Source organism: Agromyces protaetiae (assembly GCF_004135405.1).
GTDB classification, from domain to species: Bacteria; Actinomycetota; Actinomycetes; order Actinomycetales; family Microbacteriaceae; genus Agromyces; species Agromyces protaetiae.
On record NZ_CP035491.1, the window covers coordinates 1868008 to 1892567 of the forward strand.

25 protein-coding genes are annotated in these 24560 nt (G+C 69.6%); 19 read left to right on the forward strand and 6 right to left on the reverse strand.

All coding sequences use genetic code 11. The annotated features are described in order from the left end of the window. Positions 1-9: 9 nt before the first annotated feature. The 4 genes from ET445_RS08725 to gndA all read right to left on the reverse strand — a co-directional run bounded on the left by ET445_RS08725 (position 10) and on the right by gndA (position 2712). On the reverse strand, positions 10-378 hold the full coding sequence (locus tag ET445_RS08725) for a hypothetical protein (protein ID WP_129190633.1): 369 nt from the start codon (positions 376-378) through the stop codon (positions 10-12). Next, on the reverse strand, positions 375-752 hold the full coding sequence (locus ET445_RS08730; RefSeq protein WP_129190635.1) for a DUF202 domain-containing protein: 378 nt from the start codon (positions 750-752) through the stop codon (positions 375-377). The genes ET445_RS08725 and ET445_RS08730 overlap by 4 nt, the downstream gene beginning before the upstream one ends. Next, positions 749-1114 (reverse strand): YidH family protein, encoded by a 366-nt coding sequence (locus ET445_RS08735; protein WP_129190637.1) that lies wholly within the window; start codon positions 1112-1114, stop codon positions 749-751. The genes ET445_RS08730 and ET445_RS08735 overlap by 4 nt, the downstream gene beginning before the upstream one ends. Before the next feature lie 119 nt (positions 1115-1233). Continuing rightward, positions 1234-2712, reverse strand: coding sequence for an NADP-dependent phosphogluconate dehydrogenase (gene gndA / locus ET445_RS08740; RefSeq protein WP_424922834.1), 1479 nt, complete (start codon positions 2710-2712; stop codon positions 1234-1236). A gap of 156 nt (positions 2713-2868) precedes the next feature. Between gndA and ET445_RS08745 the strand changes: the two genes are divergently transcribed. The 16 genes from ET445_RS08745 to ET445_RS17220 all read left to right on the forward strand — a co-directional run bounded on the left by ET445_RS08745 (position 2869) and on the right by ET445_RS17220 (position 17563). After that, a complete protein-coding gene (locus ET445_RS08745) occupies positions 2869-3231 on the forward strand; it encodes a hypothetical protein (RefSeq protein WP_129190639.1) in 363 nt (120 codons plus the stop codon). A gap of 158 nt (positions 3232-3389) precedes the next feature. Further along, complete coding sequence (locus ET445_RS08750; RefSeq protein WP_129190641.1) at positions 3390-4718, forward strand: ABC transporter substrate-binding protein; 1329 nt, start codon at positions 3390-3392, stop codon at positions 4716-4718. A 101-nt stretch (positions 4719-4819) separates the two neighbouring features. Continuing rightward, positions 4820-5809 carry a carbohydrate ABC transporter permease gene (locus ET445_RS08755; protein ID WP_129190643.1) on the forward strand — a complete coding sequence of 330 codons (990 nt, stop codon included), beginning with the start codon at positions 4820-4822 and terminating at the stop codon, positions 5807-5809. Beyond that, the gene (locus ET445_RS08760; RefSeq protein ID WP_129190645.1) at positions 5802-6644 is read left to right on the forward strand and encodes a carbohydrate ABC transporter permease; all 843 of its coding nucleotides are present in this window, start codon (positions 5802-5804) and stop codon (positions 6642-6644) included. The genes ET445_RS08755 and ET445_RS08760 overlap by 8 nt, the downstream gene beginning before the upstream one ends. Then, positions 6641-7549 (forward strand): PfkB family carbohydrate kinase, encoded by a 909-nt coding sequence (locus ET445_RS08765; protein ID WP_129190647.1) that lies wholly within the window; start codon positions 6641-6643, stop codon positions 7547-7549. The genes ET445_RS08760 and ET445_RS08765 overlap by 4 nt, the downstream gene beginning before the upstream one ends. A gap of 26 nt (positions 7550-7575) precedes the next feature. Then, entirely contained in the window at positions 7576-8529 is a 954-nt protein-coding gene (locus ET445_RS08770) for a hypothetical protein (protein ID WP_129190649.1), read from the forward strand. Next, the gene (locus ET445_RS08775) at positions 8526-9347 is read left to right on the forward strand and encodes a DeoR/GlpR family DNA-binding transcription regulator (RefSeq protein WP_129190651.1); all 822 of its coding nucleotides are present in this window, start codon (positions 8526-8528) and stop codon (positions 9345-9347) included. The genes ET445_RS08770 and ET445_RS08775 overlap by 4 nt, the downstream gene beginning before the upstream one ends. Continuing rightward, a complete protein-coding gene (locus ET445_RS08780) occupies positions 9344-10432 on the forward strand; it encodes a tartrate dehydrogenase (protein ID WP_129190653.1) in 1089 nt (362 codons plus the stop codon). Before ET445_RS08775 ends, ET445_RS08780 begins: the two co-directional genes overlap by 4 nt. Then, positions 10429-11949, forward strand: coding sequence for an aldehyde dehydrogenase family protein (locus ET445_RS08785; RefSeq protein WP_129190655.1), 1521 nt, complete (start codon positions 10429-10431; stop codon positions 11947-11949). Before ET445_RS08780 ends, ET445_RS08785 begins: the two co-directional genes overlap by 4 nt. Positions 11950-12183: 234 nt before the next feature. Then, on the forward strand, positions 12184-12978 hold the full coding sequence (locus tag ET445_RS08790; RefSeq protein ID WP_243695133.1) for an SDR family NAD(P)-dependent oxidoreductase: 795 nt from the start codon (positions 12184-12186) through the stop codon (positions 12976-12978). Between the two features lie 266 nt (positions 12979-13244). Next, positions 13245-13772: a small multidrug efflux protein gene (locus ET445_RS08795; RefSeq protein ID WP_341769699.1), complete on the forward strand. Its 528-nt coding sequence runs from the start codon at positions 13245-13247 to the stop codon at positions 13770-13772. A 98-nt stretch (positions 13773-13870) separates the two neighbouring features. Continuing rightward, positions 13871-14797, forward strand: a complete 927-nt coding sequence (locus tag ET445_RS08800) for an ATP-binding cassette domain-containing protein (RefSeq protein WP_129190659.1) — start codon at positions 13871-13873, stop codon at positions 14795-14797. Beyond that, positions 14794-15669, forward strand: a complete 876-nt coding sequence (locus ET445_RS08805; protein ID WP_129190660.1) for an ABC transporter permease subunit — start codon at positions 14794-14796, stop codon at positions 15667-15669. The genes ET445_RS08800 and ET445_RS08805 overlap by 4 nt, the downstream gene beginning before the upstream one ends. A gap of 43 nt (positions 15670-15712) precedes the next feature. Continuing rightward, the gene (locus tag ET445_RS08810; protein ID WP_165314347.1) at positions 15713-16423 is read left to right on the forward strand and encodes a DUF1345 domain-containing protein; all 711 of its coding nucleotides are present in this window, start codon (positions 15713-15715) and stop codon (positions 16421-16423) included. A gap of 86 nt (positions 16424-16509) precedes the next feature. Next, entirely contained in the window at positions 16510-17244 is a 735-nt protein-coding gene (locus ET445_RS08815; protein WP_129190665.1) for a CE1 family esterase, read from the forward strand. Between the two features lie 178 nt (positions 17245-17422). Further along, the gene (locus tag ET445_RS17220; RefSeq protein WP_165314348.1) at positions 17423-17563 is read left to right on the forward strand and encodes a hypothetical protein; all 141 of its coding nucleotides are present in this window, start codon (positions 17423-17425) and stop codon (positions 17561-17563) included. A 105-nt stretch (positions 17564-17668) separates the two neighbouring features. On the opposite strand, the gene ET445_RS08820 is transcribed toward ET445_RS17220, so the two are convergent. Further along, the gene (locus ET445_RS08820) at positions 17669-18385 is read right to left on the reverse strand and encodes a MerR family transcriptional regulator (RefSeq protein WP_129190667.1); all 717 of its coding nucleotides are present in this window, start codon (positions 18383-18385) and stop codon (positions 17669-17671) included. 161 nt (positions 18386-18546) lie between these two features. On the opposite strand from ET445_RS08820, the gene ET445_RS08825 reads away from it, so the two are divergent. Then, on the forward strand, positions 18547-21288 hold the full coding sequence (locus ET445_RS08825; RefSeq protein WP_208008341.1) for an ATP-binding protein: 2742 nt from the start codon (positions 18547-18549) through the stop codon (positions 21286-21288). 25 nt (positions 21289-21313) lie between these two features. On the opposite strand, the gene ET445_RS08830 is transcribed toward ET445_RS08825, so the two are convergent. After that, the gene (locus ET445_RS08830) at positions 21314-22075 is read right to left on the reverse strand and encodes an SDR family NAD(P)-dependent oxidoreductase (protein WP_208008343.1); all 762 of its coding nucleotides are present in this window, start codon (positions 22073-22075) and stop codon (positions 21314-21316) included. A 165-nt stretch (positions 22076-22240) separates the two neighbouring features. On the opposite strand from ET445_RS08830, the gene ET445_RS08835 reads away from it, so the two are divergent. Then, positions 22241-22774: a TetR/AcrR family transcriptional regulator gene (locus ET445_RS08835; RefSeq protein ID WP_165314349.1), complete on the forward strand. Its 534-nt coding sequence runs from the start codon at positions 22241-22243 to the stop codon at positions 22772-22774. A 166-nt stretch (positions 22775-22940) separates the two neighbouring features. Beyond that, positions 22941-24491 (forward strand): MFS transporter, encoded by a 1551-nt coding sequence (locus tag ET445_RS08840; RefSeq protein ID WP_129190675.1) that lies wholly within the window; start codon positions 22941-22943, stop codon positions 24489-24491. The last annotated feature ends 69 nt before the right edge of the window (positions 24492-24560 follow it).

Consider the following 24560-nt stretch of genomic DNA (forward strand, 5'->3'; position numbering starts at 1 on the left):
GCAGCCCGCTCAGGTCGACTGCTCGCCCGGCAGGATCGTGCGAGGGGCGCCCGGGATGAGCCCGAGGTTCGCGAGCAGGCGGTCGCCGCCCGACTCCCGCTCGGCGTAGCAGAGCCAACCCGGCCCGCCCGGACCGAAGAACTCGAGCGCGACGCGCGACCCCGTCGCGTGGTCGTCGAACCGCACGACCGTGACGCGGCACGCCCGCTCGGCGGCGCTCATCGCGACCGCGTACAGCGAGAGCACGAGCGGGAGCACGAGGGCCGCGAGCGCGATGAGCACGACGACGCGCAGCACGCGCTGACGGCGACCGCCGCGGACCGGGAGGTCGTCGTCGTGGGAGCCGTAGGCGAGTTCGGGCGGCATCTCTTCGCTCACGAGGCGGCTCCGGGCACTCCGCCCGCGCCTGCTGCTCCCTGCACGGCGAGCACCGACCAGACGCCCGCGATCGCCGCGACGACCGTCGCCGCCGTCACGCTGAGGAGCGCGCCACGCGGGGGAGGGGCCGACGGCGAGACATCCGAAAGCTGTGCGCGCCGCACCGCCGCGAGCGCGACGACCGCCGCTGCCGCGGCCAGCAGCAGCGCCCCGACCGCCACGAGCGCGGGCTCGCCCGCGACGAAGCCCGCCCGCAGCGACAGCAGTGCGTTCACCGCGACGGCGAACGCCGTGCGCGTCCACGAGAGCACCGTGCGTTCGGGCTGGAGCCCCGCGTCCTTCGGCTGGCCTCCGGCCGCCGCCGCGGCGCTCATGCGACCGCATCCGAGACGATGAGGAACACCGTCAGCACGCCCGCGGTCACCGCGCACACGATCGCGAGCACGACGAGGAGCCGGCTGAACGGCAACGGGCGGCCCGTGCGGATCGCGATCTCGTTCCGTCGCCACCGCGTGTACGAGAGGACGCTGAGCGCCGCCGCTGCGACGCCGAGCGCGACCGACAGGATCACCACCGCGACCCGCGGGCCGAGCGTCGGCGCGAGCTGATGCAGGAGCACGCCGCCCGCGAGCAGGGCGAGCGCCGTGCGGATCCACGCGAGGAACGTGCGCTCGTTCGCGAGCGTGAAACGGTAGTCGGGGTCCTCGCCCTCCTGCCGCCACGTCGGCTCGCGCATGCACGCACCCCTTCTCGGGTCGACTTCGTTCTCGAGTCTCCTCCGGCGATCCTAACCGGGCGGAACGACGAACGCGCCGCGACCCCGGAGGGTGCGGCGCGTTCGGGCGGAGAACCGGGTCAGTGCGACGACGGAACCGTCTCGATCTCGGTGTGGTCGCCCGACCACAGCGTGTGGAACACGCCGGGCTTGTCGACGCGCTTGTAGGTGTGTGCGCCGAAGAAGTCGCGCTGACCCTGCACGAGCGCGGCCGGGAGGCGCTTCGCACGGAGGCCGTCGTAGTACGCGAGCGACGACGAGAACGCGGGCGTCGGGATGCCGGCCTGCGCGGCCACCGCGACGACCTTGCGCCAGCTCGCCTGCGCGCCCGCGACGGCGTCGCGGAAGTACGGAGCCACGACGAGGGCCGCGAGGTCGGGGTGCTCGGCGTACGCGTCGGCGATGCGGTTGAGGAAGCGCGCGCGAATGATGCATCCGGCCCGCCAGATGCGCGCGATGTCGCCCTTCTTGATGTCCCAGCCGAACTGCGCGGCGCCCGCGATGATCTCGTCGAAGCCCTGCGAGTACGCGATGATCTTCGACGCGTAGAGCGCCTGACGCACGTCTTCGACGAACGCGTCGACGTCGTCGACGACGAACGTCTCGTCGGGGCCCGGGAGGTCGGTCGCGGCGTCGCGCTGCGCGCGGCTCGACGACAGCGAGCGCGCGAACACGGCCTCGGCGATGCCCGAGACGGGAACGCCGAGGTCGAGCGCGTTCTGCACCGTCCACGCGCCCGTGCCCTTGGCCCCGGCCTCGTCGAGGATGACGTCGACGAGCGGCTTGCCCGTCTCGGCGTCGACCTGGCGGAGCACCTCGGCCGTGATCTCGATGAGGTAGCTCTCGAGCTCGCCCGTGTTCCACTCGGCGAAGATGTCGGCGATCTCGGCGGGGCTCTTGCCCGTACCCGAGCGGATCAGGTCGTACGCCTCGGCGATGAGCTGCATGTCGGCGTACTCGATGCCGTTGTGCACCATCTTGACGAAGTGGCCCGCGCCGTCGGTGCCGACGTGCGTCACGCAGGGAGCGCCGTCTTCGGGGGCGCGCGCGGCGATCGACTCGAGGATCGGGCCGAGGGTCTCGTACGACTCGGCCGTGCCGCCGGGCATGATCGAGGGGCCGTTGAGCGCACCCTCTTCGCCGCCCGAGATGCCCGTGCCGACGAAGTGGATGCCGGTCGGCTTGATCTCGGCCTCGCGGCGGATCGTGTCGTGGAAGTTCGCGTTGCCGCCGTCGACGATGATGTCGCCCGGCTCGAAGCGCTTCACGAGCTCGCCGATGACGGCGTCGGTGCCGGCGCCCGCCTGCACCATGATGATCGCCGTGCGCGGCTTGGAGAGGGACGCGACGAAGGCGTCGTACGACTCGCCAGGCACGAACCCCGCCTCGGGGTGCTCGCCGACGAGCAGCTGCGTGCGCTCGTAGGAGCGGTTGAACACGGCGACCGTGTTGCCCTCGCGGCTCGCCAGGTTGCGGGCGAGGTTCGAGCCCATGACGGCGAGGCCGACGACCCCGATGTTCGCGGTTGCGCTGTCGTTCGCGGATGCGGTTTCAGGCACGGAAGAACTCCTCAGTACGATGCGGGATGCGGTTTCCAGCGTAGTCCGGTTATCCCGGCGGTTGCGCTGTGTGGCGAGGGTCTTGCGCTCGTTGGCGAGGCCGCGGAACGCGTCGGTCGAGAAGTGTGAGTTTCCGAACGGGTTACGCTGTCGGATGTGTCAACGACGACTTCTTCGATCTCCGCCGCGGGTCGCTCCCGCGAGTTCTTCCTCTGGGCGCTCGGCGTCGCCGGGGCCGGCATCCTGCTCGCGGTCGTGGTCCGGCTGATCCCGAGCGACGACGTGCACCGCGCGGGCGTGATGTTCATCCCGCTGCTCGTTCCCGTCGTGGCCGTGCTCGCGATCGTGTCGATCGTGTTCGGCGTGATCGCGCTCGTCAGGATGGGCAAGCGGGCGGGCGCCCCGCGCACGCCCGTCATCGTGTCATCCGCCGGATCCCTGCTCCTCGTGTTCCTGCTGCCGGTGCTCGTGCTCGCTGCGCAACTGCTCGTCGTGCTCGTCGGCGGCCTCGTCGAGTGACGTGCGCGACGTGATGTACTCAACGTCACATCATTCTGTGAGAACCTCGCCGAGAATGTTCTATTGACAACATTTTTTGTGGGTGTTTCAATGGGTGAACTCGACGGGGAGCAGGTCCTGCGGCTCCCCCAAGCCACCTCACCCAGGGAGTTCGCTCAATGAAGATCCGAATCCTCACAGCAGGCGCCGCAGCACTGGCGCTGATGGCCGGTCTCGCCGGCTGTGCAAGCGGCGGAGGCGAGGCCCCGGTCTCGACCGACGCCAGCAAGCCGTACGCCGGCACGACGCTCAAGTACTGGGCCACCAACCAGGGCCCGAGCCTCGACGCCGACGCCGAGATCCTCCAGCCCGAGCTCGACAAGTTCGAAGAGCAGACGGGCATCAAGGTCGACCTCGAGGTCATCCCGTGGTCCGACATGACGAACAACACGCTCGCGGCGGCCGTCTCCGGCCAGGGCCCCGACGTCGTCAACATCGGCAACACGAACGCGACCACCCTCAACACGACGGGCGCGTTCCTCCCGTTCGAAGGCGCCGACCTCGAGGCGATCGGCGGCAAGGACAAGTTCATCGAGTCGGCCTGGCAGTCGACCGGCCCCGAGGGCGTCCCGCCCACGTCGCTCCCGCTCTACAGCCAGGTCTACGGCCTGTTCTACAACAAGGCCCTCTTCGAAGACGCCGGCCTCGAGCCGCCCACGACGTGGGAAGAGCTCGTCGCCGCGGCCAAGGCCATCACGAACCCCGACACGGGCACGTGGGGCATCGTCGCACCGGCCGGCACCGTCAACGTCGCGATGCACATCCAGTACATCTTCGCGGCGCAGGCGGGCGGCTCGCCCTTCGACAAGGACGGCAACCCCGACTTCGAGACCGCGGCCAACGTCGAAGGCGTGCGCCAGTACCTCGACCTCATGTCGAAGGACCACGTCATGAACCCGTCCAACGCGCAGTTCTCCGACGGCGGCCAGGCCACGACCGAGTTCGCGGGCGGCAAGATCGGCATGTACATGGCGCAGACGGGCAACGTCGCGGGCCTCCGCTCGAACGGCATGGACACCGACCAGTACGGCGTCGTGCCGATCCCCGCGCCCAAGGGCGGCGACCCCGTCGGCAGCTTCATCGCCGGTACGAACATCTCGATCTTCAAGAACACGAAGCACAAGGAAGCGGCGCTCGAGTTCGTGAAGTTCATGACGAGCGAAGAGGAGTCGGAGATCCTCAACAAGGCGTTCGGCACGCTCCCGCCCGTGGTGGGCGTCCCGGCGTCGGCCTACGCCGACGACCCCGAGCTCATGGACATGTGGACGCAGATCCTCTCGGAGAACGCCATCCCGATGTCGCAGGTCCCGACCGTGTCCGCATACCAGGCGAACGTCGGCGGCGGCGTGGTCGGCCTCTTCGGCCAGGCCGCGACCGGCACGGAGATCACCGATGACGCCATCAAGGCCATGCTGGCGGAAGCACAGCAGAAGATGGCCACCAGCTGACCGGCTGGCGCCGGCTCGCCCGGCGCCGCATCCATCGGCACCACGGCGCCGCCTCGGCCCGACCCGGTCGGGTCGGGGCGGCGCCCCTCAGAGGAGATCGAATGTCAAGCACGCTCGTCGAGCTGGAGGCCGTGGCGACGGTGCCGCGGACCCCGGCGTCCGGCGCCCAGAAGCCGCGGCGCAAGCGCCTCGCGTGGGGTCGGATCACCCCCTACCTGCTCATCCTTCCCGCCATCCTGTTCGAGCTGCTCGTCCACGTCATCCCCATGGTCGTGGGCGTGTGGATGAGCTTCATCCAGCTCACGCAGTTCTACATCACCAACTGGCTGAGCGCCCCGTTCGTCGGCTTCGACAACTTCAAGATCGCGCTCGACTTCACGAACCCCCTCGGCGCCCAGCTCGCGCAGTCGTTCGGGCTCACCCTCGTCTTCACGATCCTCACGGTCGGCTTCTCGTGGCTCTTCGGCATGGCGGCCTCGATCGTCCTGCAGCGCAAGTTCCGCGGCCGGGGCCTGCTCCGCACCCTCTTCCTCATCCCGTACGCGATCCCCGCCTACGCGGGCATCATCACCTGGAAGTTCATCCTCCAGCGCGACACGGGCCTCTTGAACGAACTGCTCGTCAACAACCTCCACGTCGTCAACGACGCGCCCTTCTGGCTCATCGGCGACAACGCCTTCTGGTCGCTCGTGATCGTGTCGGTCTGGCAGCAGTGGCCGTTCGCCTTCCTCATGACGATGGCCGGCATGCAGGGCATCCCGGAAGAGCTCTACGAGGCCGCCGCCATCGACGGCGCGAGCGTCTGGCAGCAGATGCGCCACATCACGCTCGGCATGATGCGCCCGATCAACTCGGTGCTCCTCCTGCTGCTGTTCCTGTGGACGTTCAGAGAGTTCAACACCCCGTTCGTGCTCTTCGGCGCGAGGCCGGCCGACAGCGCCAACCTCCTCGTCGTGAACATCTATCAGAGCTCGTTCATCCAGTGGAACTTCGGCCTCGGCGCCGCCATGAGCGTGCTGCTCATGCTCTTCCTCATCATCGTCGCGGCGCTCTGGGCGCTCTGGAACAGAAAGGTGCAGCGCGATGCATGAGCCACGCTCCTTCAAGATCTTCCGCTGGATCGTCCTCGTCCCACTCATCGTCTTCACGGCCGTCCCGCTCTACGTGATGCTCACGGCGTCGCTGAAGCCCCTCCAGGACGTCCAGGGCCCGTGGGAGTGGTGGCCGAGCCAGTTCACCATCCAGCCGTTCATCGACATCTGGAGCACGGTCCCGCTCGGGAAGTACTTCGTCAACAGCCTCGTGGTCTCGACGGTCGCGACGATCTTCAGCGTCATCATCGCGATCTTCGCCTCGTACGCGATCTCCCGCTACCGCTTCCGCGGACGCGGCGCGTTCTCGGGCGTCGTGCTCTCGACGCAGATGTTCCCCGGCATCCTGTTCCTCCTGCCGCTGTTCATCATCTTCGTCAACATCGACCGGGCCCTCGGCATCCAGTTCCTGTACCAGACGCAGGCCGGCCTCATCGTGACGTATCTCACGTTCACGCTGCCGTTCTCGATCTGGATGCTCGCGAGCTACATGGACGGCATCCCGCGCGACCTCGACGAGGCCGCCCGCGTCGACGGCACGACCGCGATGGGCGCGCTCTTCCGCGTCGTCCTCCCGTCGGCGCGGCCCGGCATCATCGCGGTCGCGGTGTACTCGTTCATGACGGCCTGGGGCGAGATCCTGTTCGCCTCGCAGATGACGAACAACGAGACCCGCACCCTCTCGATCGGCCTCCAGGCGTACTCGACCGAGATCAACGTGTACTGGAACCAGGTGATGGCCGCCTCGCTCGTCGTGAGCGTGCCGATCGTCGTCGGCTTCCTCATCCTGCAGCGCTACCTCGTCGCCGGCCTCACCGCTGGAGCCGTGAAGTGAGCGCCGACCCGACCGTCGTCTGCGTCGGCTCCGCGACGGTGGACACCATCGCGCTCGTCGACGTGCTGCCCGGCCGCGACGAGCGGGTCGTCGCCGACGAGCTCGTCGTGGCGGGAGGCGGCCCCGCCGCCACGGCCGCGGTGACGCTCGCTCGGCTCGGCGTGCCGGTCGGGTTCGCGGGCGTCGTCGGCGACGACGACGCCGGCCGCGAGGTGCGCGCGGCGCTCGAGGCGGAGGGCGTCGACACGCGCTGGCTCCGCATCGACCGCGACGCGCGCACCGCGCGCAGCGTCGTCGTCGTCGAGCGGGCCTCCGGGGCGCGGACGATCATCACGTCGCCGTCGGTTCGGCCGACGGCGGCGGATGTCCCGGCCGCGGCCCGCTGGCTCCACGTCGACCAGAACGGCTACGCCGCGGCTCGCGCCGCGCTCGCGGCCCGTGCTTCGTCGACCCGCCCGGGCCACGGGCAGTCGCTCAGCGTCGACGACGGCAACCCGATCGACGGGATCGACCTCGCCGGGGTCGACCTCTACGCACCCACCCGGGCAGTGCTCACCGCCCGGTTCGGGGCGGCCAACAAACAAGCCGACCACGGGCAGGCCCTCCGTGCCGCACGTGCCGCGGGGGCGCGACTCGTCGTCGCGACGGCCGGCGCCGAAGGCGCCGACGTGCTCGAGGAGGACGGCGCGGTCGTGCACGTTCCGGCCGTGCCGGTCGACGCCGTGTCGACCCTCGGCGCGGGCGACGTCTTCCACGGCGCACTGCTCGCAGCGGTCGTCGGCGGGGCATCCCTCGTCGACGCCGCGACCTCGGCGGCGCGCGTCGCCGCCGAATCCACCCGAGCGCTCGACGGCCGCAGCGCCGTGCCGTTCGCGGCGGACCAGACTTCGACCTCCCGCCAGTGATCCCGGTGAAAGGGGAACCCACGATCATGACCACTCACGACACCCGTCCCACGTCTCCGACGCGTCGGCTCGCGCTCGCCGACGGGGGGTTCGCGATGGTCGCGCTCGACCAGCGCGAGTCGCTGCGGCGGATGTTCCCGGCCGTGCACGGCGCCGAGGTGGACGACGACACGCTCCGCCGGTTCAAGCGCGACGCGCTCGAGGTGCTCTCGCCGCTCGCGTCGGCCGTGCTGCTCGACCGCCTCTACGCCATCGACGACGCCCGGCCCGCCGAGCTCGACGATGCGGCGGCTCTCATCGTCGCCGCCGACGTGCTGAACCAGCCCGCCGGCGAGCCCGTCTTCGACACGAGCCTCGACCCCGAGGTGACGGTCGAGTACCTGCACCAGGTCGGCGCCGACGCGCTCAAGCTCCTCGTGATCTGGCGCGCGTCCGACTCGGCCGACGAACGCGCGGCGCTCGTCGACTCCTTCCTCGCCCTCTCCCGCGAGGCCGGCGTCCTGAGCCTCGTCGAGGGGATCGTGCGTCCGTCGGACGGCCGCGAGCACTGGGCCGACCACGCCGAGCGCCACGAGGCGATCCTCGCCGCCGCCGCCGAGCTCGGTACGACGGGCACCGATCTGTACAAGGCCGAAGTGCCGGGCTACATCCCGGGCGACGTGTCGAAGGTCCGCGAGCACTCCGAGCGGCTCACCGCGCTCGTGCCGGTCCCGTGGGTCGTGCTCTCGAACGGCGTCGCCCAGGCGGACTTCGCCGACGCCCTCCGCGAAGCGGTCGCGGGCGGTGCGAGCGGGTTCCTCGCCGGACGCGCGATCTGGAGCGACACCGTCGCCGAGGACGACCCCGCGTCGGCCCTCCGGAGCCGTTCCGTCGCCCGTCTCGACGCCCTCGGCGGCATCGTCTCGGAGACGCGCGGAAACCGAGCGGCGTCCGGCAACGGCCAGGGTGGTACACCTGGTGGCGGAGAGGGGGCGCAATGAACGAAGAGCGTTTCCGGTATACCTCGGCGCCCGAGCGCCGCGAGCGCATGCTGCAGTTCATCGGCGATCAGGGCTACTGCACGATCGCCGAGCTGTCGAAGGCGTTCGGCGTGTCGGAGATGACGATCCGCCGCGATGTGCTGAAGCTCGTCGAGCAGGGCATCGTCCGCGGGTTCCGCGGCGGCGTCGGTTCCCTCAGCCGTCACGAGATGAACGGCACCGACTACCGCTTCCGCGATGTGTCGCAGGCGGGCGCCAAGCACGCGATCGCCTCGGCGGCGGTCGGGATGGTCGCGCCGCATTCGGTCATCGCGATCGACGCCGGCACGACCGCGAACCAGTTCGCGCAGCTCCTGCCGGCCGACCGCGATCTCAAGGTCATCACCAACTCGTTCCCGGCCGTCGCGAGCCTCGTGGGCAACACGGGCGTCGAGGTGAGCTGCCTCGGCGGCACGCTGCACCCCGACTCGCTGTCGTTCGAGGGACCGGCCGCGCTCGCGGGCATCGAGAACGTGCAGATCCAGACGCTCTTCCTCGCCGCGAGCGGCATGAGCGAGCGGGGCGCGTTCTGCGCCAACGGGTTCGACGCGATCACCAAGCGCGCGCTCATCGAGGTATCCGAGCGCGTCGTGCTGCTCGCCGACTCGTCGAAGTTCGACGCGCGCGCCATGGTCAAGATCTGCGACTGGGAGGTCATCGACCGCCTCGTCGTCGATGAAGGAATCGAAGAGGAGAAGTTGCGGATGATCCGCCAGCAGGGCGTCGACGTCGAGGTCGTGCCGGTCACGGCCGACGAGGCGATCGGGGCGGTCCTGTGACCGCCGCGCGCATCGCCGTCATCGCGGGTGACGGCATCGGCCTCGAGGTCATGCCCGCGGGCATCCGGGCCGTCGACGCCGTCGCGGTCGTGCACGGCATCGCCCTCGACTGGCACGAGCTCGACTGGGGCTCCGACTACTACCGTGCGCACGGGCGCATGCTCCCCGTCGACGGCCTCGACGTGCTCGCCGAACACGACGCGATCTTCCTCGGCGCGGTCGGCGTGCCCGAGATCCCCGACGTCGAGACGCTGTGGGGGCTCCTCATCCCGATCCGGCGCGCGTTCGAGCAGTACATCAATCTGCGGCCGGTGAAGACCCTCCCCGGGGTGACGAACCGGGTCCGCACCGACGACGTCATCGACCTCATGATCGTGCGCGAGAACAACGAGGGCGAGTACTCCGAGATCGGCGGCCGCGCGTACCGCGGGCTCCCCGAGGAGGCGGCCTTCCAGGAGAACGTCTTCACGCGCAAGGGCATCGCGCGCGCGGCCCGGTTCGCGGGCGAGCTCGCCGCCGCCAGGAGCGGCAAGGTCACCTCGGCGACCAAGAGCAACGGCATCGTCCACACGATGCCCTTCTGGGACGAAGTCGTGCGCGAGACGCTCGCCGACTACCCCACGGTCGAGCTCCGGAGCGAGCTCATCGACGCATTGGCGGCGTCGCTCGTGCTCCACCCAGAGCGCTACGACGTCATCGTGGCCTCGAACCTCTTCGGGGACATCCTCTCCGACCTCGCGGGCGCCGTGACCGGATCGATCGGTTCCGCCCCGAGCGCGAACCTCAACCCCGAGCGCAAGCACCCGTCGATGTTCGAGCCCGTGCACGGTTCGGCGCCCGACATCGCCGGCCAGGGCATCGCGAACCCCATCGGCCAGATCTGGAGCGGCGCGATGATGCTCGACTCGCTCGGCCGCCGGCCCGCCGCCGACCACCTCGTCGCGGCGTTCGAGTTGGCGCTCGCCGACGGCGTGCGGACGCGCGATCTCGGCGGGACCGCATCCACTGAGGAGTTCGCGAGCGCGGTCGTCGCGCGCGTCGACGCGCTCGCCGACACGTTCGCGGGAGCGGCGGTGGCGTCGTGAGCGGCGTCGTCGAGACGGAGGCCTCGCGCGACGCGCGAGGAACGGCGTCGGCGGATGCCTCGGTGCCGGATGCCTCGGTGCCGGATGCCTCGGAGCTGCCCGTTCGCACGCTGCAGCTCTTCATCGGCGGGGAGTGGACGCCGGGTCTCCGCACGCGCGTCGTGAGCGATCGGTGGACGGGCGAGCCCGTCGCGATCGTGTCCGAGGGCGCGCCCGAGCATGCCGTCGCCGCGGTCGACGCCGCCGCGAAGGCGCTCGCGACCGCGTTCCCCGTCCCCGACCGGGCACGAGTGCTCGCGGCGGCCGCCGCCAACATCCAGGCGCGCGCCGAGGATTTCGCCCAGGCGATCACGGCCGAGACCGGCAAGCCCGTCACGGCCGCACGCGGCGAGGTCGGGCGCGGCGTCGAGACCCTCTCGTGGGCCGCCGAGGAGGCCAAGCGCCTGCCCGGCGAGACCGTGCGACTCGACGCGATCGCGGCGGGCGCCGGCACCATGGCGTTCACGGTGCCCGAGGCGCGCGGCGTCGTCGCCGCGATCACGCCGTTCAACTTCCCGCTCAACCTCGTGCTGCACAAGGTCGCGCCCGCGCTCGCCGCGGGATGCTCGGTCGTGCTCAAGCCGTCCGACAAGGCGGTCGTCGTCGCGGTCCTCCTCGTCGAGGCGTTCGCGGACGCAGGCCTTCCGGCCGGGCGGCTCAACCTCGTGAGCGGGCCGCCGGCTTCGGTCGTCGAGCCGTGGCTCTCCGACCCGCGCGTGGCCGTCGTGACGTTCACGGGGTCGAGCGCCGTCGGCTGGGACCTCAAGCGTCGTTCGCCCGAGAAGCTGCACGTGCTCGAGCTCGGCTCGAACACGGCGCTCGTCGTGACCGACTCGGCCGACGCCGAGCGGGCGGCCGCGGACGCCGCGACCGCGGCGCTCGCGAACTCGGGCCAGGCGTGCGTCTCGCTCCAGCGCATCTACGTGACCTCCGGCATCGCCGAACGGTTCACGGCCGCGCTCGCCGAGCGCTTCCGGCAGACGCCCGTGGGCGACCCGCGCGACCCCGCCACGGTCGTCGGCCCGCTCATCACCGACTCCGCCGCGTCGCACCTCGCGGCGACGGTCGAGGCATCCGTCGCGACCGGAGGCCGCCTGTTGACCGGCGGGACCCTCGACGGCGGCGTGCTGCATCCGACGCTCCTCGCCGACGTCGCGCAGGGCGACCCGATCGTGTGCGAAGAGGCGTTCGGACCCGTTGCGAGCGTCATCGTCGTCGGCGACCTCGACGAGGCGATCGCAGCCGTCAACGACTCGGAGTACGCGCTCAACACGGCCATCCACACGTCCGACCTCGGCGAGGCGATGGCGTTCGCCGAGCGCGCGGAGGCGGGCAGCGTGCTCGTCAACATGCCGCCCTCATTCCGGGCGGATCACATGCCCTACGGCGGCGTCAAGGGGTCGGGGCAGGGCACTGAAGGGGTCCGCTACGCGATCCACGAGCTCCTCCACGAGAAGCTCGTGGTGCTCAAGCCGTAGCGGAGCACTGGGGGAGAACGCGGGCCGGTCGAAGCGCGAGAGGGGCGCGTCGACCGGCCCGTCGCCGTCCGCGCGAGCGGGGGCGGCGCGCATGAGGGGGCAGGCGAATGCCCCGGGACATCCGCTGCGAAGCGAAGACGGGATCCCGCGAGCGATGACCGTCCGACACCGCCGATTGACTCTGTGGCGACCACACGGCCTTGACTCGACGCGTGGACGTTTCCAGGCGTTCGGATGTCACGAGGAGGGTTCTCCATGACCACGCGAAGACCGCGGATCGCGATCATCACCGGCGCGGGAAGCACGCGCGGCATCGGGTTCGCGTCAGCCCGTCTTCTCGGCGCCGCCGGGAATCGAGTGGTGATCACCTCGACGACGGATCGCATCTTCGAGCGGGTCGCGGAGTTGCGGGACGAAGGCATTCACGCGGACGGGGTGGTCGCGGATCTCACCGACGAGGCCGGTGCGGACGCGGTCGTCGCGCGCGCGTTGGATTCGTTCGGCGGCGTGGACATCCTCGTCAACAACGCCGGGATGACCGCCGTGTCCGACTCGTTCGCACCGGGCGTGATCGGGAGAACGGTCGTCGACCACTGGCGTGCCTCGCTCGATCGGAACCTGACGACGACGTTCTTGATGACCCGCGCCGTGACGGGCGTCATGCAGGCCGCCGGCTACGGCCGCATCGTCAACGTGTCATCGGTGTCGGGGCCGGTCGCCGCCTACCGCGGCGACGCCGCCTACCACGCGGCGAAGGCCGGCATCGTCGGATTGACGCGCTCGACTGCGCTCGAGACGGCCGCGGCCGGTATCACGGTGAACGCCGTCGCTCCGGGATGGATCGACACCGCATCGGCGTCGGATCACGAACGGCGGATGGGCGCTGCCACACCCGTGGGGCGCTCCGGCACCCCGGACGAAGTGGCCCACGTGATCGCATTCCTCGCCGGCGAGGGTGCGTCGTACGTCACCGGCCAATTCATCACCATCGACGGCGCCAATTCCATCAGCGAAGAGCGCGGGGCCTGAATCTGGGGATCCCCTTCGTCTTCATCCGGTTCGTCTTCATCCGGCAGAACCGAGCCAGACTCGACGCGCTCGCCGAGCTGGTCGGCGCGATGCTGCCGCGCTCACGAGTGACACATCGCTTGACCGTGTTCTGACAACACAGGTTCTACTGAGTCTCGGAAAGACGGAATCCAAGCTCACACGTCGGAAGAGGAAGCTCAGAGATGAATCCGATCGAACAACTCATTCGAGGCTTTCAGGACCTCGTCGCCCAAGTCCCCGACCTCGTGGCGCCGTTCATCGTCATGCTCGCTGGGGCCGTCCCCTTCATCGAAGGGGAGGTGGCCGCCATGATCGGCGTCGTCGGCGGAATCAACCCGATCGTGGCCGGGCTGGCCGCAGCGGTCGGCAACTTCGTCTGCGTCCTCTTCGTGGTGCTGCTGACCTCGCGCGCGCGCACGGCCGTCGTGAACCGTCGCCGTGCCGCCTTGGTGGCAGCGAACGCCTCGGCGAGCCGGTACAGCGGTGCGAGCGGTACCGCAGACTCGGTCTCCGCTCTCGATGCGACCACTTCGGAGAAGCCGGAGTCGAAAGGTCGGGCGAAGTTCAAGAGATGGCTCGTGCGCTTCGGCGTGCCTGGGGCGAGCATCCTCGGGCCTCTCGCGCTGCCGACCCAGTTCACCTCGGCGATCCTTGTCGCCGGAGGCACACCTCGTGGCTGGGTGCTGCTTTGGCAGGCCGTGGCGATCACGATCTGGACCACGGTCGGGACGGTTTCGATCTGGGCGGCGCTGACGTTCCTCGTCGGCGTCTGAAGAACGAGGGACGCAACCGACCCGCTCGACCGCGTTCCGGCGACGCGGTGTCGACTGATCGTCATGCACACCAGAACACGAAGAACAGGGGATCGCTCATGATCGAGGCGCACAGCCTCAGCAAGCGCTACGGCGCGAAGACCGCTGTGGACGGCATCGACTTCACAGTGCGACCCGGAGTCGTCACCGGATTCCTCGGCCCGAACGGGGCAGGCAAGTCCACGACCATGCGCATGATCGTGGGGCTCGATCGCCCGTCGGGCGGGTGGGTCACGGTGAACGGCAAGCCCTACGCTCGACACCGGGCACCGATGCATCAGGTCGGAGCGCTGCTCGATGCCAAGGCGGTGCACCCTGGCCGCAGCGCACGTGACCACCTCCTCGCCCTCGCCGCAACGCACCGGATCGGTGGGAAACGAGTCGACGAGGTGATCGGGCTGACGGGGCTCGAGTCGGTGGCACGCACGCGCGTGAAGGGGTTCTCCCTCGGAATGGGCCAACGACTCGGCCTCGCAGCGGCCCTGTTGGGCGACCCAGCGACACTCATCCTCGACGAGCCCATCAACGGACTCGATCCAGAAGGTGTCGTGTGGGTGCGTCGATTGGCGCGAGGCCTCGCCGCAGAAGGTCGCACCGTCTTCCTCTCGTCGCATCTGATGAGCGAGATGGCGCAGACCGCCGATCACGTCATCATCCTCGGACGGGGCAGGATCGTCGCCGATGCCGCCATCCGCGACGTCATCGGCGGTGCCGCGGGAGAGACGGTGCACGTTCGCACACGGCAGATCGAGCAACTGATCCCGGTGCTCGAGGCCGCGGGCGCGACGGCATCCCGCTCCGCCCCCGACCTGCTCATCGTGACGGGTCTCGCCGCGCCTCGGATCGCCGAGCTCGCGGGCGCATCCGGGGTCGTCGTGTACGAGCTCACTCCCGTCGCACGATCCCTCGAAGAGGCCTACCTGGTGCTGACCCGAGACGATGTCGAGTACCGCTCAGCACAGCCCCCGACCGAGGTCGACGCATGAGTGTCACCGATACACAGCCCGGATTCGTGCCGACCGGTCGCACGCTCGGCTTCGGCGGAACCATCCACGCCGAATGGGTCAAGCTCCGCAGCCTCCGCTCCACCTGGTGGGTGTTGGGGTCGCTGCTCGCGGTCACCGTCGGGGTCGGGGCGCAGGTGTCGTCGTCGCTGAGCTTCGACGGTGTCCCCGGCGTCGTGTCTCAGGACGCGCGCCAGGACCTCGGCGTCTACTCGGTCACGGTGAGCACCGATTTCACGGCGTTGATCGTGGGTGTACTGGGTGTGCTCGTGATCACGGGCGAGTACGGCACCGGGACGATCAGATCGGCCTTCACCGCCGTGCCCGGCCGACTGCCGATGCTCTGGGCCAAGGTGCTCGTGTTCGCAGGGGCCGCCTTCGTCGTGAGCGCTGCGTCGTTCGCGGTCGCCGTCCCGATCTCGGTCGGACTGCTCGCGGGCAACGGCGTCGAGGTGCGCCTCGACGATCCGCACTACTGGTCGGCCGTGCTGGGCAGTACCGCATATCTCGTGCTCGTCGGGGTGACGGCCCTCTCGATCGGTGCGCTCCTGCGCAGCACCTCGGGCGCCATCGCGCTGACCTTCGGACTGTTCCTCGCGGCGCCCCTTGCGCTGAGCCTCATCCTGGGTATCTCGCCGCCGGACTGGGCCCAGAACCTGATGGCGCTGCTGCCTTCGATCGCAGGCAAACTCCTCTTCAGCTACCCGTCGGCGCAGAACTGGGTCGATCTGTCCGCGCCGTCTCCCGACGGCTCCTGGCTCAGCGAGCCGTGGCAGGGCCTGTTGGTGCTCATCGGCTGGTCGGCGGTGCTGCTGACCGCCGCGGCCGTGCTGCTCAGACGTCGGGATGCGTGATCGAGACGGCGTTCTGCCCGCAGCCGGGAGGGAGCATGAGGCCATGGGCGTCCGATACGTGAGCGATCTCGCGCGGGCGAACTGGAGTTCGCTGAGCTCGACGATCGTGGGAGCCGGCGCGGCGGTCGTGTTCGTCGCCACCCGCACCGATCCGGCCGAACGCGAGATCACCACCGTGCTCATCGCGTTCTACCTCGTGGCGTGGCCCGTCTTCGTCACGGCCTACCTGGTGTGGACCCATCTCGTCTACTCCCAGCGGGGTCCGCGTTCGCTCACGATGACGGCGCGGCAGGAGGCTCGATCCCGGCGAAACCCGTGGGTTCGGCTCATCGGCTCTGGGAGTGCTTCGAACTGGGCGCTCTCCGGCGCTCTGGTGGCCGTCGTGCTCACCGTCCTCGTCGCCCAGCGCCCCGGACTCCGGGACGAGTGGATCTTCGTCGTCTTGGCGCTTCTCACCGTCGCGAGCTCCTGGGTGTTGATGGTCTACTCGTTCGCACTCGAATACCTGCGACTCGCATCGGTGAGCGATGGGGGAGAAGCGCCCATCGAACCGGATGCCGCCGGCGATCCGGTCTTCAGCGACTACCTGACGCTCGCGATCCTCCTGTCGTGCATGGCCGCCACTGTGTCGGCGACCATCCGGTCGCGTCGTGCCTGGATCCTCGTGCGCGTCAACGTGCTCTTCGCGTTCACGTTCAACACCGTGATCGTGGCGATGACCGTGTCGCTGCTGTTCGGCGGGCTCCCGGCGTGAGCGCGACCAGCCCGCCGATTTGACCGTGTGGCGAGGACACGGTCTTGGCTCGGTTCGACGACCTCGAGATCGAACGGAGCACCGCCATGTCTGAAGCCGCACCGAAGACGCCCATCACCCGCCCGCGCAGGCTCAGGTGGCCGTGGATCCTCGGCGGGGTCGCCGCCTCGATCGCGACCCTCGTCGTCGGCCTCACGCTCTTCTTCCAGTTCGGCCTCCCGTGGTGGAACGGCGACGGGGACCGCACCCACGTCTACGTGTCGTCGGACGGTGCTCGGCAGTACTACCAGGTGCATCTCCCGCCGCAGCACGACGACTCCACGCGGCTTCCGGTGATGATGGCGATCCACGGGTGCGGCATGACAGGATTCGGGTGGAACTCGATGAAGGCATCCACGCAGTTCAATGCGCTCGCCGACCGCGAGGGCTTCATCGTCGTGTATCCGACGCAGAGGCCGTTCGAGAACCCGGTCAACTGCTGGAACTCCGCCGAGTCGCGCAACCAGATCCGAGGTGAGGGAGAGCCGGCGCTCCTGGCAGGCGTGGCGCGAGAGGTCGTGGAGACCTACGGTGCCGACCCCGACCGGATCCACGTCTCGGGCGCATCGTCCGGCGCGGGGACGGCGGTGATCCTCGGCGTCACCTATCCGGATGTGTTCGCGACCGTGACCTCCGTGGCCGGGGAGAATACGGACTCGACCAGGTGGACCCCGACGATCCTGATGCGACCCCACCCACCACGACCGGCCGACGGGCCTGGGAACAGATGGGCGACCGGGCGAGGGCGGTCCCCTGCTCATCGTCCAGGGCGGCCGGGATGACGTCGTTCCGCCGCTCGTCGGAGAACGACTGGTCGACCACTGGATCGCCGTCAACGATCTCGTTGACGACGGACTGCTGAACGGCAGCCTCGGCCTCATCGCCGAGACCGCCACGCGACCTCCCGCCGGGGAGCGGTACGGCTACGAGCAGACCAGGTTCGGAACGCCCGAGGGCGACGTGCTCATCGAGTACGTCTTCGCGGACGAGCTGGCCCACGCATGGTCGACGCCTGACGGCGAGGGCATCTTCACCGACACTGCGGGTCCGGATGCGACCCGTCTCGCCTGGAGCTTCGCCGAACTCCACGACGCCCGGTGACGGTGACCACCGGCGACAGTGCCGGGGACGGACTCAGACGCCGCTCGACGAGCGGGGCAGGTCGCCGCCGAGTCATCCGTTCAATTGACGCTGTCGAAGTTCGCGTCAGCTCGCCCACTGTTCGTCGGATGTCTCGGCGAGCTCGCGTGCCGTGGTCTCGACTCGGCGGAGCACGTCGCGCTGCGCGGAGTTGTACAACTCGTCGAGCGCCTGGACCGCTGTCTGCTCGGCTGCGGCCGTCCGAAGCCAGGGCCGGGCGGCGGAGCGCCAGTTCGTGCCGCTGCGTACGATCTCCGTCGCGAATCGATCCCGGATGGCGTCGTCTGCATCGGGGGACAGGGCGGCGAAGTCCGCACTGAGAGCCGGAGGCTCGGCCTCGACGATCCTCCGGAGGTGCTCCGTCGCATCCGAGTCATACAGTCGCGTGAGGATGTGGATCAGCGCGCGGTCGGCATCGGACAGTCGCGCCGAGACGGACTCGAAGCCGTGCGGCGTGTAGACCGGTGCACTCGCGTCCAGGATGGCCGCGATGTCGGCTCGCGCCCGCCGGAGCTTTTCGATCTCGTCGAGCAGCGAAGCGTCGACGCCGGGCAGGGACTCGGTCAGGTCGCTCTCGCCGGCGGAGCCGATCTGCGCAAGCGGAACGCCGAGTTCGGAGAGCCGCCGCAGCCGCAGCAGACGGACGAGATGCTCGACGCGGTATTGCTTGTACCCGTTGTACCTTCGAGAGGGTTCGGCGAGGAGTCCGAGCACGTGGTAATGGCGCACGGTGTTCACGGTCGTGCCCGCGAGGTCGGCGAGTTCGCGTGTGCTCCAGGTCATGCCGACAGACTCGCCCCGAAGGCCTCGTCGTCGCGTCGGTGGATTCCACTGAGGATCCCGCGGCCTCGACCGACGCGATATGTGGCGGGCGACCTTCGCATCGGTGACAATTGCCTAGTCGGATACGTATGCCGGTTCGTACGGGCGGAGGCTGGCAACTGATGGATCTCCTCGGCCGGCTCCCCGAGCGCGGGGTGATCGAGAAGCTGCTCGCGGACGTGCGCATCGGTCGCAGCGGCGCCCTCGTGATTCGCGGCGAGGCCGGCATCGGCAAGACTGCGCTGCTCGACCACGCCGGCGAGTACGCTCGGACGCTCGGATTCAACGTGCTGACGTCGGCAGGGACGGAGTCCGAATCGCAGTTCGCGTTCGCCGGCGTGCATCAGCTGTGCACATCGTTGCTCGACCGGTCGCAGGCGCTGCCCGAACCGCAACGGGCTGCACTGGGGGTGGCCCTCGGCGTGCACGGCGGCATCGCTCCAGACCGGTTCCTCGTCGGGCTGGCCATTCTCAATCTCCTCGCAGAGGCCGCCGAGGACCCGCCGCTTCTGTGCCTGATCGACGATGCGCAATGGCTCGATCAGGCGTCTGCTCAAGTGCTGGCGTTCGTCGCGCGCCGGGTGGCGGCCGAGCGACTGGCGCTGCTGTTCGCGGTGCGTGACACCGGCGCGGAGGACCTGCGCGTTTTCGCGGGCCTGCCCGAGCTGCATCTTGAGGGGCTCGCCGACGCCGACGCGCGCACCCTCCTGACCGCCGCGGTGCGCACACCTCTCGACGAGGGCGTGCGCGATCGCATCGTCGCGGAGGCGCGCGGAAACCCCCTCGCCCTGCTCGAACCGCCTCGCAGCGTGTCGTTCTCGCAATTCGCGGGCGGGTTCGAGCGACCCGACGCCGCCGATGTGCCACGACGGATCGAAGACAGCTTCCGACGGCGTTCCGCGAGGCTGCCAGCCGAGACGCAGCAGCTTCTGCTGGTCGCCGCGGCCGAGCCGACGGGCGATGTCTCGCTCCTCTGGCGTGCGGCGACCGAGTTGGGTCTCGCCCAGGACGCAGCGGCCGAGGCCGAGGCCGCCGGACTGGTCGAGATCGACGCACAGGTGCGGTTCCGCCATCCTCTCGTGCGTTCCGCGGTCTATCAGGCCGCACCGCTGCCCGATCGCCGCCGCGCCCACGGCGCGATCGCCGCGGTCACCGACCCGCGCACCAGCCCCGACCGCCGCGCGTGGCACCGCGCGCAAGCGGCGCTCGGCCCGGCCGAGGATGTCGCTTCGGAACTCGAGTCCTCTGCGGATCGTGCGCGACGCCGCGGAGGCCCTGCGGCGGCCGCGGCATTCCTGCGCCGCGCGGCCGAGCTCTCTCCGGATGCCGGCCGACGAGCGGAACGGTCGCTTCTGGCGGCGTACTCCGCGCTCGAGTCCGGTGCGTCGGAGAACGCCCTCGAACTCCTCCAGTCGGCCGAGGCGGGGCCGCTCGACGATCTGCAGCGTGCTCGACTCGAGCTGTTGCGCGCTCAGCTCGCGTTCCAGACGACGCGGGGCGCCGAGGCGCCGCAGATGCTGATCGACGCGGCCGAGCGGCTCGCTCCGCTGGATGCCGACCTGTCCCGCGACAGCTCCCTGCAAGCGCTCGAGGCATCGTTCCACGCGGGCCGGCTCGGCCACAGCGGAAAGCTGACGCGCGTCGCTCGAGCAGCCCAGGCCGCTCCGGCGCCCTCGGCGGACGAACGACCGGTCGATCTGATGCTGGACGGTCTTGCGGCCCTGTTCGCACAGGGCTACGAGCGAAGCGTGCCGATCCTCCAGCGGTCGCTCGAGCTGCTTCGCGCCGACGCCGACCGGCTCGACGACGGCAGCCGCCGCCGACTCTGGCTGGCCTGCCACATCGCGGCCACGCTCTGGGATGACGAAGCCGTCTACGAGCTCGCCGCCCTCGACGTCAGGCTCGCCCGAGAAGCCGGCGCTCTGGCACGACTTCCTGCTGCGCTCAACGCCTTGGCGTCGGTGCTGGTGCTCACCGGCGAGTTGTCCCGCGCCGCCGAACTGATCGACGAGGAACGTGCGATCACCGAGGCGATCGGCTCTCCGCCGTTGCCCGACGCCCGGCTCATCCTCGCCGCATGGCGGGGGCGACAGACCGAGACCATGGAGTTGAACGCACGGATCGTCGAAGAGGCGGTAGGACGCGGGGAAGGCGCGACCCTCGGGCTGTCCGACGTCGCGCTGGCGGCCCTGCACAACGGGCTCGGCAACTCCGAGGAGGCACTCGCGGCAGCGGAGAGGCCGGTCGAGCACGACGAGCTGACCTTCTGCAGTGTCGCTCTGCCCGAGCTCATCGAGGCCGCAGTCCGGGCCGGACGGCCGGAACGTGCGGCCGCTGCACTCGACCTGCTGAGCACGCGTGCGCGTGCCAGCGGCACCGAGTGGGCGCTGGGGCTCGAAGCGCGCTCGAAGGCGCTCCTCGAGAGCGGGCCGGCCGCCGAGGCGCACTATCAGGAATCGATCGAGCGGCTCGGACGGACCCGGATGGCTGTTCATCTCGCTCGAGCTCACCTCGTATACGGCGAGTGGCTGCGACGCGAAGGCCGACGTCAGGATGCGCGCGCGCAGCTGCGAACCGCTCACGACCTGCTGGTCGACATGGGCGTGGACGCCTTCGCGTCGAGGGCCGCCCGCGAGCTGCGGGCGACCGGTGAACATCCTCGGGAGCGAACCGCGCAGCCGTCCGACGCGCTCACCGCCCAGGAGTTGCATGTCGCCCGGCTGGTCGCGACCGGCGCGACTTCGCGGGAGGTCGGCGCACAGCTGTTCCTGAGTCCGCGGACGATCGAGGCGCATCTGCGCAGCATCTTCCGCAAGCTCGACATCACCTCGCGACGGCAACTCAGGGAGATGCGCTTGCCCTGAGCGGGCGGCCGTCGCCGGGGGATGCTCAGGGGCGAAGGTGGGAGGCGCCGTTGAAGTCGAGCACGCTTCCCGAAGACCACGTCGCTGCCGGAGAGCTGAGGAAGAGGACCGCCTGCGCGACCTCCTCGGGCGTTCCGACCCGGCCGAACGGGCTCTGAGCTCGCAGGTCCGCGCCTTCCGCGCCCTCGAGTTTCGCGGTCTGGCGCTCCGAGCTGATGAAGCCGGGAGCGATCGACGTGACGACGATGCCGTGCGGGGCGAGCGCCAGCGCCATCGACTGGCCGAAGGCGTGGAGGCCGGCCTTCGCGGCACCGTAGGCGGGGTAGTCCGGCTCTCCCCGGTATGCACCACGAGACCCGACGTTGACGATGAATCCCGGTGCGTTCCGCTCGATCAGTCGACGCGCGACGAGGTAGGTCATCTGTGCGGCGCCCACGAGATCGACGTCGATGATCCGCCGCCACGCCGACTGCCAGTCGACGTAGCTCGTCTCGTCGATTCGGTGGCGGATGGCGGGCGCAGGCGCGATGGCCGCGTTGTTGATCAGGATGTCCACGCCCCCGAGCTCTTCGTCGGCGGTCCGGACGATCTCGGCGGCGACATCGGGGTCACGGAGGTCGCCACCCACTGCGATGTGCCCTTCACCGGCGAGCATGCGGACCGTTTCTTGCGCGGCTCCCCGATCCGTGCCGTAGTGGACTGCGACGCGGTCGCCGCGCTCGGCGAGGGCGCGCGCGATCGCTCGTCCGATCCCACGCGAGGCTCCGGTCACCAACGACCCCGACATGATGTCCTCCGTTCCGCTTCGCCGTTCATCCGGGTAGCGTACGCGCGCCGGACCGTCACTGTGGTGTCGTATTATCGACCATATGGTCAGTTAGCTCGAGGCGAGGCAGGACATCCCGTGGTTGAGAGGCGCCAGACGCGCAATGCGGAGCGCACGCGACGTGCGGTGCTCGACGCCGCGACGAAGCTGATCCTCGAGAAGGGGACGGCCGTCACGCTCGCGCAGGTCGCAACGGCCGCCGGAGTGTCCAAGAGCGGGCTCATCCATCACTTCGGAGACCGGGATCAGCTGGTGGTCGCCGTCGTGGACGACATGTACGCGCAGTTCCGCGAGGCGGTGCTCGCTCAGCTGGACCTCTCGGAAAACCACCCTGGAAAGATGCTCCGCGCATACGTCCGCGCGCTCTGCACGGGAAGCGCCGACGCTGCGGCCGCGCGAGACTTCACCTCGGCTGCGAACTGGAACGGTGTGGCCGCGGTTCCCGGGGTCGCCTCGGTCATCGCGGAGCAGGCGGAGTGGTGGCACGAACAGCTCGCGGCCGACGGCCTCAGCGCCGAGTTGATCCAGATCGTCCGCCGCGCCGCCGAAGGCATCGCGGCCGCGGCGTTGCAGGGTGGCGAGGACGAGGCGAGCATCGCCCGGGCTCGCGATCTGCTCCTCGACCTCTCGACGCAGGGGACGTTCTCCACCCCGCTCTGAGGCCTTCGTTCTCCCGTGAGGGAGCGGTGCCGCGCAGACATCCTTCAGGATGTCTCGTCGTCTGCGTTCTGCTATAAAGCATGAACTGTCTGCCTAACCGACCAAATAGTCGGTTAGACTGTATGTCTACATCTGCTTCGAGCACCGTTCCGATGAGAGGACGACCATGACCGACACCGTTCAGCAGGCCACGTCCAAGAGTTGGGCCGGCCTCGCCGTACTCGTGCTTCCGCTGCTGTTGATCACCATCGACGGCACCGTGCTGATCCTCGGGCTGCCCGCGATCTCGGCCGAGCTGAGGCCCACCGGGGTCGAGCAGCTCTGGATGATCGACGTGTACTCGCTGGTGCTCGCAGGTCTGCTGGTCGCGATGAGCACGGTCGGAGATCGCTTCGGGCGCCGCCGGAATCTGCTCATCGGTGCGGTCGTCTTCGTGACGGCATCCGTCGTCGGGGCACTCGCGACGGCGCCATGGATGCTGATCGCCTCCCGGGCGCTGCTCGGCGTGGGCGGTGCGATCATGATGCCCTCGACGCTGTCGCTCGTGCGCAACATGTTCCTCGATCGGCAGCAGCGCAGGTACGCCATGGCGGTGTGGGCGGCGATGGCCTCGGTCGGCGCGGCGGTCGGGCCCATCCTGGGAGGGTGGGTCATCGAGACCTTCGGCTGGCAGGCCGCGTTCCTGATGAACATCCCCGTGATGCTGCTCCTGCTCGCCCTCGGTCCGCTTCTGCTCCCCGAGAGCCGCAATCCCGAACTGCGCAAGATCGACGTGCTCAGTGTCGTGTTCTCGTTCGTCGGCATGATCGGCGTGGTCTTCGCGATCAAGTCCTTGACCGGCGGCAAGGACATCGTCCTCGGAGCCGTCGTGCTGGTCGTCGGACTCGTCGGCGTCGTGGCGTTCGTCCGCAGGCAGATGAGGCTGCCCACGCCGCTCATGGACGTCCGGATGTTCAAGGTGCGCTACTTCCGCGGCGCCGTCGTGGCGGATCTGCTGTCGATCTTCGCGATGGTCGGTTCATTGGTCGCCCTCGTCCAGCATCTCCAGCTCGTACTCGGGCTCAATGCGCTGCACGCGTCGCTCTGGCTGCTCCCACAGGCGGTCCTCGCCGCGGGGGCCGCCTTCCTCGCCGCGATGCTCGTCAAGCGGTTCCTCCCCGCGAACGTCATCGGCGCCGGCTTGCTGATCGCGACCGCGGGCTTCGCGCTGACGCTCTTCCTCACGCCGACGTCGAGCCCCGCATTGGTCGCGACCGCGCTCGCACTGGTCTCGTTGGGGGCGGGTATGGGCCTCTCGTTGAGCAACGACATCATCATGAGCTCGGTCGCTCCAGAGCGCGCCGGGCAGGCCGCCGCAACGTCGGAGACCGCGTACGAGATCGGCACGACGTTGGGCACGGCGGTGCTCGGCGGGGTGCTCGTCGCCTGGTACTCCAGGGTCGTCAGCGCCGGAACCGATGCGTTGGATCTGGGCGCCGGGCTCGCCGAGCGAGCATCGTCGACGATGGCGGAGGCGCTGCTGGTCGCGGCCGAGGTCGGGGGTCGCACGGGCGCGGAGATCCTCGAGCTCACGAAGTCCGCGTTCACCGAGGCGATCACCGTGACGGGCATCGCGGGCGCCGGAGTGATGGTCGTGGCGGCGGTCTGGGCGCTCGTGACGTTGCGTGGCGCGGCGGCGAACGCCGACCTCGCCGCGGAGCACGACCACGATCGCTGACGAGGCGGTCCTGCGGGTTGACCGTGTGGCGGGCACAGGGTTTCTGCTGAGGGGGAGCAGCCGGCATCC